The sequence below is a fragment of the Streptomyces sp. NPDC054866 genome (assembly GCF_053610745.1).
This window is the reverse complement of record NZ_JBSGZA010000006.1, coordinates 36,918-49,931: the sequence shown is the minus strand read 5'-3', so window position 1 is coordinate 49,931 and position 13,014 is coordinate 36,918. Positions and strand designations below refer to the sequence as shown.

Sequence of the window (13,014 nt, the reverse complement as noted above, 5' to 3'; positions counted from 1 at the left end):
GATCAGCTGTGACGATCAGCCTGTGCGGATCGCGTTCCGTGGTCAGCCGATGGCACGGCCGAGCACGTAGACGGCCGGGGCCGCGGCGGCCAGCGGCAGGGCGACACCCGCCGTCATGTGCACGAAGCGGGACGGATAGTCGTAGCTGGCGACCCGGTGGCCGATCAGCGCGCAGACGCCGGCTCCGAGGCCGAGGAGCGCGCCCTTGCTGCCGAAGTCCGTCGCACCGCCGACGGCGATACCGGCTCCGGCGGCGGCGAGCAGCGCCACGACGACCGAAGCGGGCGTCGGCAGGGGCAGCGCGCGGGCGATCACGGCGACCGCGACGGCGATGCCGCCCACGGTCACGGCGTCGTCCGACGCCGCGAGGTGCCCGGTCGCGATGATCGCGAGCGCGGCGGACGCGACGGTCGCCATCAGACCGGACATCCGCTCGTCGGCGGAGGCGCGGCTGCGCAGCTGGAGCACCAGGACGAGCAGCACCCAGACGCCGAGGGTGCCGAGGATCGCGGCGGGCGCGTTCTCCTTGCCGGTGGCGAGCAGCGCGATGTCGGCGACGACACCGCCCATGAAGGCCAGCGCGATGCCCTGCCTGGCGGGCCACATCCCGTTGAGCCGGAACCATCCGGCGGCGGTGACGGCCTGGAGCAGGATGAGCGGTACGAGGAGCGCGTACTGCCCGACGGCGGCGGTCCCGGCGAGCAGCAGCCCGAGCACGGCGGTCAGCGCGGCGGGCTGGACCCCCGGCTCTATGATCGGCGACCGCCCTTCGGCCCGGGCCCGCTGGGCGTCGGTGACGCGGGGGTTGCCGGTGGTGGTGGCGGGGCCGTAGGTGGCAGAGTCGTCCGCTTCTGGTCCAGCCTCCGCCATGGGCAGGCGTCCCGCAGGGCGATTGGGGTCTCCCCTGCTCGAACGAAGTTGAGAGCTTGGGGAAGGGTGGGCATGGCCACCAGGGCTGCCGGGTTCGGAGTAAGCCGGGGTCGGCTCCGAAGGCAACGGCTGACCGTACGACTGCGGGGGCAGATAAGCCGTCTCCGTCACGTCCACCACAGGTGAAGGCTGGATCGTCGTGTCCCAGGTCTGCCCTTCCCACTGCTGGGTGTACGAGGCGTCCTGGGCGTACGGCTGCTGCGGGTACTGGTACTGCTGCTGGGCGTACTGCTGGTCAGAGGGGTATGCCTGCGGCTCGGCAGGCGGATAGTCCCCCCGGTAGGGGTCGTAATCCCCGTACCCCTGATATCGCGGATCGCTCATATCGCTGCTCACCCTCCTGCGAACGGCGGGAGCACCTCGACCGTGCCGCCCTCGGCCAGCCGTACCGTCTCATGCCCACGGGTACCCACGGGGTCGCCGTCGATGAGGAACGAGCATCGCCGCAGTACACGGACCAGCTCACCGGGGTGTCGCTCGCGCGCCGCGTCCAACGCCTCGGCCAGCGTCGTCGCGGCGTACGGCTCCTCCGCGACGCCTGCGGCTGCTTTGGCCGCGGCCCAGTAACGAATGGTGCCGTTCACCATGGCAGCTCCTCTCCTTCGGCGGATGCCGTTCCTTCGGCGGATGCCGTTCCTTCGGCGGATGCCGTTCCTTCGGCGGTTGCCGACGTCCATGATGCCGTGGCCCACTCGGCGATCCGACCGAGCAGCCCATCGTCCGCCGCGTTCTCCGCGTGCCCCATGCCCGCCTCCAGCCAGAGTTCCGCCCCGCCCTTCGCGGCCGCGGCCAGCATCCGGGGATGGTCCACGGGGAAGTACGGGTCCCGGTCACCGTGCACGATCAGCAGCGGCGTGGGCGCGATGAGGGGGACGGATTCCACCGGCGAGAGCGGTACGGGGTCCCACTCGTGCGGGTGGATTCGCGTGCGCAGACCCCACCGGCCCACCACGCGCCCCGCGGGCCGCGTCACCACCCAGTGCAGCCGCCGCATCGGCGCCGTCCCCCGGTAGAACCAACGGGCCGGAGCACTCACAGCGACCACCGCGTCAACCCGCGCTTCCGTGCGCCCCCCATGCGCTGCTCCCGCGAGCGCCGCGTGCCGGAGCACCACGGAACCGCCCATCGAGAAACCCACGGTCACCACGTGCGCGTGGCCGAGGGACCGGGCCCACTCCACCGCTGCCGCCAGATCGAGTACCTCGCGGTCGCCGACCGTCGAGAGCCCGCCGGACGCCCCGTGGCCCCGGAAGGAGAAGGTGATCACGGCCGCGGCCTTGGCGAAGAGACCGGCTGCGCGCCGCACGTGCGGCCGGTCCAGATCTCCGGTGAAGCCGTGCGCGAGCACGATCGCGAGGTCCGTGTCCGGGTCGGGACCGGGCTCGTACGCGGCGTCGATCGAGACACCGTCGCGTGTACGGAGCGTTGCTCGCTGTTGAACGTGAGTGATCGGCCGCACAGAAGATCGTGCGAATTGACCTGCCGGACCGGAACTCATGTGGGCTATTCTCCTTGGCAGAGGATCCGGGCAGCGAAGCCCCCGGGTCCTTTCGTGCTTTCAGACGCGTTGTGGACACAGAGCGCGCAGGAGCCCAGGGCGCGGGCTCCGGAACCACGGCAGTACGCAGTACGCAGTACGAAGCAGTGCCGTAAACGTCCTCGCAGGGACCGAGGAGGAACCGACGTTATGGGCGAGCGAACCGTGCACAACCGTAAGACGACCCAGGCAGGTGGGGCGCGATGAGTTCTCTGCTGCTCCTCACGAATGCCCTTCAGCCGTCGACGGAGGTGCTTCCCGCCCTCGGCCTGCTGCTGCACAACGTGCGGGTGGCCCCCGCCGAAGGCCCGGCCCTCGTCGACACCCCTGGTGCCGACGTCATCCTGATCGACGGCCGCCGTGACCTCCCGCAGGTCCGCAGCCTCTGCCAGCTCCTCCGCTCCACGGGGCCCGGCTGTCCGCTCGTCCTCGTCGTCACGGAGGGCGGTCTCGCGGCCGTCACCGCCGACTGGGGCATCGACGACGTACTCCTGGACACCGCGGGTCCGGCCGAGGTCGAGGCGCGGCTGCGGCTCGCGATGGGCCGCCAGTCGATCACCGCCGACGACTCCCCCATGGAGATCCGCAACGGCGATCTCTCCGTGGACGAGGCGACGTACAGCGCGAAGCTGAAGGGCCGGGTCCTGGATCTGACCTTCAAGGAGTTCGAGCTGCTCAAGTACCTGGCGCAGCACCCCGGGCGCGTGTTCACGCGGGCCCAGCTGCTCCAGGAGGTCTGGGGCTACGACTACTTCGGCGGTACGCGGACGGTCGACGTCCACGTACGGCGCCTTCGCGCGAAGCTCGGTGTCGAGCACGAGTCGCTCATCGGCACCGTCCGGAATGTCGGCTACCGCTTCGTCACTCCGGAGAAGGTCGAACGAGCGGCCGACGAGGAGAAGGCGAAGGCGGTACGGCCGCCGGCCGAGGGTGAGCACAGGGAGATCCCGACGCGGGATGCGGCACCCGCCGCGTCCGCGCCGAAGTCCCCGCCGAAGGAAGCTGTCGTACGCCCTGCCCAGCGGTAGTTCCATCCGCGTAGACTCCGCGCGTGGCCAAGGTGACTCGGGATGACGTTGCGCGACTTGCGGGTACTTCCACCGCCGTCGTCAGCTATGTCATCAACAACGGACCTAGGCCGGTTGCCCCGGCCACGCGCGAGCGTGTACTCGCCGCGATCAAGGAGCTGGGGTATCGGCCCGACCGGGTCGCCCAGGCCATGGCGTCGCGGCGTACCGACCTCATAGGCATGATCGTGCCGGACGCGCGGCAGCCGTTCTTCGCGGAGATGACACACGCCGTTGAGCAGGCGGCTTCCGAGCGCGGAAAAATGGTGCTCGTCGGCAACACGGACTACGTGGACGAGCGCGAGGCCCACTATCTGCGGGCGTTCCTCGGCATGCGGGTCTCGGGGCTGATCCTCGTCAGCCACGGCCTGACGGATTCGGCCGCCGCGGAGATCGACGCGTGGGACGCGCGGGTCGTGCTGCTGCACGAGCGGCCCGAGGCGATCGACGACGTCGCCGTCGTCACGGACGACTTGGGCGGCGCGCAGCTGGCCACGCGGCATCTGCTCGAACACGGCCATGAGTACGTGGCGTGCGTCGGCGGCACGGCCGAGACCCCGACCGTCGGTGACCCCGTCTCCGACCACGTCGAGGGGTGGCGGCGGGCCATGCGGGAGGCCGGGCACTCGGTGGAGGGGCGGCTCTTCGAGGCTCCGTACAACCGGTACGACGCGTATCAGATGGCGCTGGAGCTGCTGGCTCGGCCCGACCGGCCGACGGCGATCTTCTGCTCCACGGACGACCAGGCGATCGGCATCCTCCGGGCGGCGCGGGAGCTGCGGATCGACGTGCCGGGTGAGCTGGCCGTGGCCGGCTTCGACGACGTGAAGGAAGCAGGCCTGACGGACCCGCCACTGACGACGGTGGCGTCGGATCGCCCCGCGATGGCGCGGGCGGCGGTCGACCTGGTCCTGGACGACGGGCTCCGCGTGGCGGGCTCACGCCGAGAACGCCTGAAGCTGTTCCCGTCCCGGCTTGTGGTCCGGCAGTCCTGCGGCTGCAACTGACCCCTCGGCCTCATCCGCACCCTGCGGCTCCGGGGCTGTGCCAGCCCCGCGGCTGCAACTAACGCCTGCCCCACCGCTCACCCGGAGCTTCGGGGCTGTGCCCACCCTCCCCCACTCTCGGCTGCGCTCGAGCGGGGGGACCCCCATCGCCCTGCGGAACGCCTGCCCACAGCAAGGACGTCGAGGCGGCAGCCCGACAGCCCCCGCCACCCCCACCCACAGCGGGGGCAATCTGGCGGGCCCGCCCCCCCATCCCCACAGCGGGGCGACGCAGCAGCCCGCCCTCCCCCACCCACAACGGGAGCGTTCCGGCAGGGGTGGGTAGCTGCGGGGTGATCGGGTGGGTGGGCGGGAAAAAATCCGCCGCGAAGCGGCGGTCTAGTACGGCCCACCCCCCAGCGGAAGCGCCCCGCTTTATATGGGGCATACAAGGTTCTACCGGTGTTCTCAGGGCGTCCTCAGTCGCCTCTCATGAACACCCCGCAGCCTAGATTCCATGACAAACAGCGGCGAGTACCCCCACCAGCAGCAGTCGTCAGCGCCTGTTCATCATGGCGGTACGCAGGGCGCGTACCCGCCCCCGCCCGCTTTCGCGCCGGAAGCGCAGGCACCGGGAGAGCCCTCGAAGCCCCCGCGACGCCGCGCCAAGGGCCCCCTGGCCCTCCTCGCCGCCGTCGCCATCGCGGCCGCAGCGGTAGGCGGCGGCACCGCGTACGCCTTCCAGGAGCTGACCGGCAAGGACGGCACGTCGAGCAGCGCCACCAACACGAACGTCGTGCCCACCAGCCAGAAAGGCACCGTCTCCGGCGTCGCCCAGGCGGTGAGCCCCAGCATCGTGGAGATCAGCGCGAAGTCCAGCTCGGGCGAGGCCACGGGATCCGGCGTGATCATCTCGGAGGACGGCGAGATCATCACCAACAACCACGTGATCTCCGGCGCCTCGTCGGTCAAGGTGACGACGAACGACGGGAAGTCGTACGACGCGAAGGTCGTCGGCACCGACAGCAAGAAGGACCTGGCGCTGATCGAGGTCGAAGGCGCGTCCGGGCTCAAGCCCGCGAGCCTCGGCAACTCCGACAACGTCAAGATCGGCGACGACGTCGTGGCGATCGGCTCCCCCGAGGGCCTGACCGGCACCGTCACCAGCGGCATCATCTCCGCCCTCGACCGCGACGTCACCGTATCGACGGACGAGGACCAGGGGCAGCAGCAACAGCAGGGCGGTGGCGGCTGGCCGTTCGAGTACGGCGGCGAGCAGTTCAACGGCGACACCGGCTCGTCGAAGACCACGTACAAGGCCCTGCAGACCGACGCCTCGCTCAATCCGGGGAACTCCGGCGGCGCCCTCATCGACATGAACGGCAACATCATCGGCATCAACTCCGCGATGTACTCGCCCAGTTCGTCGCAGGCCGGGGCCCAGTCCGGCTCGGGCAGCGTCGGCCTCGGTTTCGCCATCCCGATCAACACGGTCAAGGCCGACCTCGACACCCTGCGGTCCGGCGAGACGAACTGACCCCGAACACACTCCCCCTGGAGGCCCCCATGCCCGGACCGACCATCACCGTCAACCGCGCCCGGCACGCCCTCGCCGTCTCCATCGGCTGGGGCAGCCTGCCCGACACCGACCCGGCGGGCCTCGGCCTCCCCCTCGCCGTGGCCGGGGAACTGCACGGCGCCACCGCGGCCCGCGCCCCGGAAGTGGCCACGGCCCAGGCGCCGCCCCGGCCCGCCGCACGCCGCAAGCCCCGCGCGCGCGTGCGAGGCTGATACCGGCCCCGTCCACCACCCCGTACCCGAGGAAGTACCAAGCCGATGAGCCCCGCCGAAGGCGACCGCGACCAGCTGCGCATCCTGATCGTCGACGACGAGCCCGCCGTGCGGGAGGCGCTGCAGCGCAGCCTCGCCTTCGAGGGGTACGGCACGGAGGTCGCCGTCGACGGCGCCGACGCGCTGGAGAAGGCCGCCGCCTACCGCCCCGACCTCGTCGTCCTCGACATCCAGATGCCCCGCATGGACGGCCTCACCGCCGCGCGCAGGCTCCGCGCGACGGGCTCCGTGACGCCCATCCTGATGCTCACCGCGCGCGACACCGTGGGCGACCGCGTCACGGGGCTCGACGCGGGCGCCGACGACTACCTGGTCAAGCCGTTCGAGCTCGACGAACTCTTCGCCCGCATCCGGGCCCTCCTGCGCCGCAGCTCGTACGCCGCCGCCGCGGGCCAGGCCGAGGAGGGCGACACGCTCGCCTTCGCCGACCTGCGGATGGACCTCGCGACGCGGGAGGTCACGCGGGGCGCCAGGACCGTGGAACTGACCCGTACGGAATTCACCCTGCTCGAGATGTTCCTCGCGCATCCGCGGCAGGTGCTTACGCGGGAGCAGATCCTGAAGGCGGTCTGGGGCTTCGACTTCGAGCCGTCCTCCAACTCCCTGGACGTGTACGTGATGTACCTGCGCCGCAAGACGGAGGCGGGGGGCGAGCCCCGGCTCGTTCATACGGTGCGGGGTGTGGGGTACGTGCTGCGGGGCGGCGAGTGAACAGGATGTTCCGGCGGCTGCGTTCGCTGCCGCTGCGGTCGCGGCTCGCGCTGCTGATCACGGCAACCGTGGCGGTCGCGGTGGCGGCCAGTGCCGTGGCCTGCTGGTTCGTCGTACGCAACGTGCTCGTGAACTCCCTGGACGACTCGCTGAGCGCCAATCGCGTCGGGGCGGTCGAGGTGTTGAGCCTGATCGACGGGGACGGGCGGTGCCTGCCGGGGGTGCCCAACCGGAAGAACACGGACCTGGCCAAGTCGACGGTTCAGGTGGTCGACCGCAACGGCGACAGCTGCACCATCCTCGGCACCTCCCTCAAGGTCACCGATGCGGACACCGCGGTCGCCCGGGGCCAGTCGGGCGATGTCTCCCACAACGCCACGGCTTCCAACGGCGACTCGTACCGCGCCCTCACCTACGCGCTCGACTCTCCTCGGGGGGAGGGCCTGGCCGTCACGGTGGCCCGCCCTCTGAGCGAGGTCGAGGACACCCTCGGCAACCTGACTCTCGTCCTCGCCTTCGTCGCCGGCATCGGCGTCATCGGCGCAGGCGCAGCCGGTCTATGGGTGGCCCGCACCGGCCTCCGACCGGTCGATCAGCTCACCGAGGCCGTCGAGCACGTAGCCCGCACCGAAGACCTCGACCTCCGCATCCCCGCCGACGGCGACGACGAGATCGCCCGCCTCTCCCGCTCCTTCAACTCCATGACCGCGTCGCTCGCCTCGTCCCGCGACCTCCAGCAGCAGCTCATCGCCGACGCCGGTCACGAGCTCCGTACCCCCCTCACCTCGCTCCGTACGAACATCGAGCTGCTCGCCCGCAGCGAGGAGACCGGACGCGCCATCCCGCCCGACGACCGCAAGGCCCTGCTCGCCTCCGTCACGGCGCAGATGACCGAACTGGCCTCGCTGATCGGCGACTTGCAGGAGCTGTCGCGCACGGACAGCGGGATGGGAGGAAAGGTGCAGGTCATCGCCCTGCACGAGGTCGTGGAGGCCGCCCTGGAGCGGGCCCGCCTGCGCGGGCCCGAGCTGACCTTCACCGCGGACCTCGCCCCCTGGTACGTACGCGCCGAGCCCCCGGCCCTTGAGCGGGCCATCGTGAACATCCTCGACAACGCGGTGAAGTTCGGGCCTTCGGGCTCCGCCGTCGAGGTGGCCCTGAAGGACGGCGCGCTGACCGTCCGCGATCACGGCCCCGGCATCCCCCACGACGAACTCCCGCACGTCTTCGACCGGTTCTGGCGTTCCCCGTCGGCCCGCAGCCTCCCCGGATCGGGCCTCGGCCTCTCCATCGTGGCCCGCACCGTGCACCAGTCCGGCGGCCAGGTCGCGCTCCGGCCCGCCGAAGGCGGCGGGACGGTGGCGACGGTCAGCCTGCCGGGAGCGCCCACCCCGCCCCCCGCCACGGCGTGACCTACTTGCCGATGCCGAGCCCCGTCCCGGTGAGCCGCACCCGGATCCCGTCCTTCTGCACGCTCACGTCCCGCAGCCACACGTTCCCCTCGCCCGGCAGCTTCGGCAGCTGGAAGGCGAGCGTGAGGCGGTCGGCGAGCACGGGGCGGGTGAGCTGGGAGAGGCCCTTGAGGAGCGCCGGGTCCAGGCCCAGCTTCTTCAGGAGCTCGGGGTGGCCCATCGCGACGTCGATGAGGTTCAGGCCCATCACGTCGTTGATGAAGCGCGGCGATCCGACCAGGTCGTGGAGCTTCGAGTCGCTCTTCAGGGCGCCGCTGACCACCGAGTCGGAGACCCCGAGCCGCTTGACGATCGACGGCACGGAGAGCAGCGCCTTCGCCTTGGCGGTCTCCTCGGCGAGGCGGTCCGCGGACTTCTTGCTGAGGTGCAGGCCCTCGGACTCGCGGGTGCCGGGCCGGTAGGTCGCCAGGTCGCCGATCTGCAGGCTCATCCTGCCGATGTCGGTGGAGATGCCGCGGTCGCCGTTGCGCTGGATGCGGGCGTCGGCGCGCAGCTTCAGGTCGTGGCCCGCGACAGGCAGGGTGCCGCGCGCGAGGACCTGGTCGCTGCCGTGGCCGGTGAACGTGACCTGGGACGCGCCCAGTTCACGGTTCAGGTCGTCGAAGGAGAGCAGCACCTCGCCCTTCATCTCGCGGATGAGGGCGCCCTTGATGTCGGTGGGCCCGTCGCCGGTGATCGTCACGTCCTCGGCGGTGGCGGAGACCTGGGCGAGCGAGATCCGGTCGGCCGCGACGTCGGGGACGGTGACCTTGACCTTGTCGACGCGCTTGTCGAGGACCTGGGTCAGGAAGGGGAAGCCCTCGATGTCGACCTCGGGCGCGGCGCTCAGGTGCATGGTGTCCTTGAGCTTCTCCGCGGCCTCGTGCTCGGCGTAGAGCAGGGCCCAGCGGTCACCGAGCGCGAGGAAGGCGGCGAGGACCAGGAGGGCGACGACGGCCTTGCCCGCGAGCGGGAGCCCGGCGAACCGGTTGCGGCGGCGACGGTTGCCGCGGCGGTGGTTCGGCGGCTGCCAGGGAGCGTCGGCCTTGCCGGCCCCGGCGTCGTTGTCGTCGTCGTCCGTCTCGCGGAGGAAGTCCTCCAGCGGGTTCGGCCCCGCGAGGGCGCCGAGCTCGTCGTACGGATTGAGCGGAGCGGTGGTCTCTACCGCCTCGTGAGGTGCTTCTGGGGGAACCGATGCGGCGTGCCAACCATCAGACGGATAGGCCTGGTTGTGATCGGGCGGAAGCGTGGCTATGCGGTGGGGGGAACGCATCAGCTGATTTCACCATACGTTCACACCCCACCCCAAGCCTTACGCCCAGTAACGACCGTTTTAGGTCACCTTCTGAGCGCGTCTGTTAACGCGCCATTCACTTCGCGAGCCACTTCGCGAGTCACTTCACGATGGTGATCCTGTCCGCCTTGGGCGGCGCGATCGGCTTGTCCGCCGAGGAGTTGGCGGTCAGGTAGTCGTTGAACGCCTTCAGGTCATCGCTGCCGACCAGCGGCTTCGTGCCCTTGCCGAGCTCGGCGAAGCCGTCGCCGCCGCCCGCGAGGAAGGAGTTCATCGCCACACGGTACGTGGTGGCCGGATCGATCGCCTTGCCGCCCAGCTTGATCGAGTCTGTCACGACACGATCAGCGCCGGACTTCGTCATGTCGAGCGTGTACGTCAGGCCGTCCGAGATCTGCAGAATCTTCGGGGATGCCTCGTTCGACCCGCTCACCTGCTGCTTGAGCCCGGTGATCAGCTGCGCGCCGGTCAAGTCGACGAGATTGACCGTGTTGCTGAACGGCTGCACGGTGAAGCCCTCGCCGTACGTCACCACCCCGTCACCCTCGCTCCCGCTCGCCTTGTGGACGAGGTCGGAGCGGATGCCGCCGGGGTTCATCAGCGCCAGGTCCGTCTCGGGGTCGAGGGACTTGCCGTGCGCGAGCTGCGCGTCCGCGATCAGGTCGCCGAGCGGCGCCTCGGGGACCCCGGCGCCACGGCCGGGGATGTCGGCGGAGATGAAGCCGACGGGCTTGTTGGCAACGGGCTCGGCCAGCTTGTTCCAGCGCCCGATGAGCGAGGTCATGTCCTTGGCCTTGGCCTGCTCACGGCTGACGACGTGGTTCGCCGACTTCACCGACGTACGGACGATGTCCTTCGTCTTGCGGTCGTACGTGAGCGTCGTGTCCGTGTAGAGCTTCCCGTAGGACGAGGCGGACGTGACCATGCGGGGCTTGCCCGCGGGGTCCGGGATGGTGCAGACGTACGCGGAGTGCGTGTGCCCGGTGACCAGCGCGTCGACCTTGGGCGTGATGCCCTTGGCGATGGTGGTGATCGGTCCCGAGATGCCGTCGCCCGCGCCCGGGGAGTCGCAGTCGTAGTTGTAGCTCTGCGACGCGGGGGAGCCGCCCTCGTGCAGGAGCGTGACGATCGACTTCACGCCCTGCTTGTCGAGGATCTTGGCGTACTTGTTGACCGTCTCGATCTCGTCGTGGAACTTCAGCCCCTTGATGCCCTCGGCGGAGACGATGTCGGGCGTGCCCTCCAGGGTCACGCCGATGAAGCCGACCTTGACGCCCTTGTTCTTCCACACCCAGTACGGCTTGAGGATGGGCCGTTCCGTCTTCTCGTCGGTCACGTTGGCCGCGAGGTAGGGGTAGTCGGCCCCCTGGAACTTCTTGCCCTTCTCGAAGCAGCCGTCCTTGGGGTGGCAGCCGCCGTTCTGTATGCGGGCCAGCTCCTTGGCACCCTCGTCGAACTCGTGGTTCCCGACGCTGGTGACGTCGAGGTCGAGCTTGTTCATCGCCTCGACCGTCGGCTCGTCGTGGAACAGGCCGGACAGGAGCGGGCTCGCGCCGATCAGGTCACCGGCCGCGGCCGTGACGCTGTAGGGGTTGCCCTTGCGGGCCGTACGGAGCGACGTGGCGAGGTACTCGGCACCGCCCGCGTCGATCTTCTTCTCGGTCCCGTCGGGCTGCTTCTCCGTCACCTGGCCCGACGATCCGGCCGGCGGCTGCAGATTGCCGTGGAAGTCGTTGAAGGACAGCAACTGCACGTCGACGGTGCGCTTCTTGCCCGCCGCACCCGCCGCACCGACTGTGTCCTGTCCGGCGGACTGCCCGGCGCTCGCGGGCAGCGCGGCGGCCAGCGCACCGAGCGTGGCGAGACCTGCCGCGGCGGCGAGCACACGGGTGGCGCGGCGTCTGGGCCGACGTGGCTGAGGAGTGGCTGACACGTGTCCCCCTGGGAGAGGTATAAGGCGACTGAGGGTGTGAAACTCGTGCGCAGCCTAAGGTCAACGCGCGTAGCGCGACAGGGGGTTACGGGTTACGAGGTGGTTGCCGTCGGGGGCCACGACGGGATCGTTGCGGACACTTCGGACAAGCGTGACGGCGTACGGGGGCGAAGTTCGGCCGGGTGCGCCGACAAGGGCGCGTACGCCGTCGCGCACTCCCCGGCGGACCGCGTCGTGCGCTTCCCGGCGGACCTCGCGTGCGTCGGTGATCTGCTGCTCGACCGGCCGCCGCCGTACCCTCGACTCCATGACTGACGAGCAGCAGCCTCCCGCCACCCTGCGGCAGATCGACACCGTCGCCGCCCTCACATCCGACCAGGCCGACGCCGTGCTCGGGCTCATCGCGGAAGCGGCCCGCGCGGACGGCCAGCAGGCCGTTTCCGAGCAGGGGCGGCTGCAGCTGCGGGGAGGTGCGCGGACGGGAGTGCGGCATCTGCTGCTCAGCCTCGGTGACGAGCTCGTCGGGTACGCGCAGCTGGAGGACACCGACCCCATCGAGGCGCCCGCCGCCGAGCTCCTCGTGCACCCCGCGCACCGCGGCCGGGGGCACGGCAGGGCGCTCGGTACCGCGCTCCTCGCCGAGTCGGGCCGGCGGCTGCGGATCTGGGCGCACGGCGGACACTCGGCCGCGCGGCACCTGGCCCAGGTGCTCGGGCTCACCCTCTTCCGTGAACTGCGGCAGATGCGGCGCTCGTTGGGCGATCTGAACCTGCCCGAGCCCGTACTCCCGGAGGGCGTCTCCGTACGCGCCTTCGTCCCCGGCGACGACGACGCGGCCTGGCTCGCGGTGAACGCCGACGCCTTCGCGCACCACCCCGAGCAGGGCTCCCTCACCCAGCGCGACCTGGACGACCGCAAGGCCGAGCCGTGGTTCGACCCGCGGGGCTTCTTCCTGGCCGAGAAGGACGGCGAACTGGTCGGCTTCCACTGGACGAAGGTGCACGCGGACGAGGGCCTCGGCGAGGTGTACGTCCTCGGGGTGCGGCCGGGCGCGCAGGGCGGCGGCCTCGGCAAGGCGCTGACGACCATCGGCCTCAACCACCTGGCGGCGGCGGGCCTGCCGACCGCGATGCTGTACGTGGACGCGGACAACAAGGCGGCGGTGAGCGTCTACGAACGCCTCGGGTTCATCACGCACGAGACGGATCTGATGTACCGGACTGAGTCTTAACCGGGACACACGAAGGGCGCGGT

The 13,014-nt window shown here is 70.6% G+C and carries 13 protein-coding genes; 8 read left to right on the top strand and 5 right to left on the bottom strand.

All coding sequences use genetic code 11. The features are described 5' to 3' along the window. Positions 1 to 42 precede the first annotated feature (42 nt). The 3 genes from ACWGI2_RS28285 to ACWGI2_RS28275 are packed head-to-tail and all read right to left on the bottom strand — an operon-like array spanning position 43 to position 2,428. Positions 43 to 1,254 carry a hypothetical protein gene (locus ACWGI2_RS28285; RefSeq protein WP_453698354.1) on the bottom strand — a complete coding sequence of 404 codons (1,212 nt, stop codon included), beginning with the start codon at positions 1,252 to 1,254 and terminating at the stop codon, positions 43 to 45. Between the two features lie 8 nt (positions 1,255 to 1,262). Continuing rightward, positions 1,263 to 1,517, bottom strand: coding sequence for a MoaD/ThiS family protein (locus ACWGI2_RS28280; RefSeq protein ID WP_160505846.1), 255 nt, complete (start codon positions 1,515 to 1,517; stop codon positions 1,263 to 1,265). After that, complete coding sequence (locus ACWGI2_RS28275) at positions 1,511 to 2,428, bottom strand: alpha/beta hydrolase (RefSeq protein WP_453698353.1); 918 nt, start codon at positions 2,426 to 2,428, stop codon at positions 1,511 to 1,513. Before ACWGI2_RS28275 ends, ACWGI2_RS28280 begins: the two co-directional genes overlap by 7 nt. Before the next feature lie 242 nt (positions 2,429 to 2,670). Between ACWGI2_RS28275 and ACWGI2_RS28270 the strand changes: the two genes are divergently transcribed. The 6 genes from ACWGI2_RS28270 (at position 2,671) to ACWGI2_RS28245 (ending at position 8,494) form a co-directional block, all read left to right on the top strand. Beyond that, positions 2,671 to 3,495, top strand: coding sequence for a winged helix-turn-helix transcriptional regulator (locus ACWGI2_RS28270; RefSeq protein ID WP_453400792.1), 825 nt, complete (start codon positions 2,671 to 2,673; stop codon positions 3,493 to 3,495). A 23-nt stretch (positions 3,496 to 3,518) separates the two neighbouring features. Continuing rightward, on the top strand, positions 3,519 to 4,541 hold the full coding sequence (locus ACWGI2_RS28265) for a LacI family DNA-binding transcriptional regulator (protein ID WP_453400793.1): 1,023 nt from the start codon (positions 3,519 to 3,521) through the stop codon (positions 4,539 to 4,541). Positions 4,542 to 5,037: 496 nt separating this feature from the next. Beyond that, on the top strand, positions 5,038 to 6,057 hold the full coding sequence (locus tag ACWGI2_RS28260; RefSeq protein WP_453698351.1) for a S1C family serine protease: 1,020 nt from the start codon (positions 5,038 to 5,040) through the stop codon (positions 6,055 to 6,057). Between the two features lie 29 nt (positions 6,058 to 6,086). Next, positions 6,087 to 6,311: a hypothetical protein gene (locus ACWGI2_RS28255; protein WP_453698349.1), complete on the top strand. Its 225-nt coding sequence runs from the start codon at positions 6,087 to 6,089 to the stop codon at positions 6,309 to 6,311. A gap of 45 nt (positions 6,312 to 6,356) precedes the next feature. Next, positions 6,357 to 7,082 carry a response regulator transcription factor gene (locus tag ACWGI2_RS28250; protein WP_453400796.1) on the top strand — a complete coding sequence of 242 codons (726 nt, stop codon included), beginning with the start codon at positions 6,357 to 6,359 and terminating at the stop codon, positions 7,080 to 7,082. Then, positions 7,079 to 8,494: a sensor histidine kinase gene (locus ACWGI2_RS28245; RefSeq protein ID WP_453698348.1), complete on the top strand. Its 1,416-nt coding sequence runs from the start codon at positions 7,079 to 7,081 to the stop codon at positions 8,492 to 8,494. Before ACWGI2_RS28250 ends, ACWGI2_RS28245 begins: the two co-directional genes overlap by 4 nt. A gap of 1 nt (position 8,495) precedes the next feature. Here the strand turns inward: ACWGI2_RS28245 and ACWGI2_RS28240 are convergent, their stop codons facing one another. Both ACWGI2_RS28240 and ACWGI2_RS28235 read right to left on the bottom strand, forming a co-directional pair. Next, positions 8,496 to 9,806 carry an LmeA family phospholipid-binding protein gene (locus tag ACWGI2_RS28240; protein ID WP_453698347.1) on the bottom strand — a complete coding sequence of 437 codons (1,311 nt, stop codon included), beginning with the start codon at positions 9,804 to 9,806 and terminating at the stop codon, positions 8,496 to 8,498. 121 nt (positions 9,807 to 9,927) lie between these two features. After that, entirely contained in the window at positions 9,928 to 11,760 is a 1,833-nt protein-coding gene (locus tag ACWGI2_RS28235; RefSeq protein WP_453698346.1) for a bifunctional metallophosphatase/5'-nucleotidase, read from the bottom strand. Between the two features lie 99 nt (positions 11,761 to 11,859). Between ACWGI2_RS28235 and ACWGI2_RS28230 the strand changes: the two genes are divergently transcribed. Beyond that, on the top strand, positions 11,860 to 12,075 hold the full coding sequence (locus ACWGI2_RS28230) for a hypothetical protein (RefSeq protein ID WP_453698344.1): 216 nt from the start codon (positions 11,860 to 11,862) through the stop codon (positions 12,073 to 12,075). Beyond that, complete coding sequence (mshD, locus tag ACWGI2_RS28225) at positions 12,068 to 12,991, top strand: mycothiol synthase (RefSeq protein ID WP_453698343.1); 924 nt, start codon at positions 12,068 to 12,070, stop codon at positions 12,989 to 12,991. The genes ACWGI2_RS28230 and mshD overlap by 8 nt, the downstream gene beginning before the upstream one ends. Positions 12,992 to 13,014: the final 23 nt, after the last annotated feature.